This is a genomic window from Pseudomonas sp. Kh14 (assembly GCF_900291005.1).
GTDB classification, from domain to species: domain Bacteria; phylum Pseudomonadota; class Gammaproteobacteria; order Pseudomonadales; family Pseudomonadaceae; genus Aquipseudomonas; species Aquipseudomonas alloputida.
Genome location: NZ_OLKJ01000277.1, coordinates 1 through 241, shown reverse-complemented (window position 1 = coordinate 241; position 241 = coordinate 1). Strand labels below are relative to the sequence as shown.

Here is a 241-nt window from a genome sequence, read left to right as displayed (position 1 = left end):
CCGGGGTATACCGTTCGTCGGATTCAACCTTTTCTTCCTCAATGTCGGCCAGTTCGGACAGGTCGCTGACCAGGCCCTGAACCTTTTCGGTGAGCAGTTCGCCCATCAGCAGCAACAGCTCGGAAGCCGATTTCGGGCCCCTGCCCTCTTCCAGCTGCTGGAGAATCTCGTCACTGGCGCGCAACGGCCGCAGGCGCAGCGAGATGACCCGCTGCGCCTCGGCAAAGATACGCACCGAGAC

The 241-nt window shown here is 61.8% G+C and carries 1 protein-coding gene; it reads right to left on the bottom strand.

Translation table 11 applies throughout. The annotated features are described in order from the left end of the window. A partial coding sequence (locus tag FQ668_RS28105) for a CorA family divalent cation transporter (RefSeq protein WP_369333854.1) occupies positions 1–241 on the bottom strand: 241 nt, incomplete at both ends.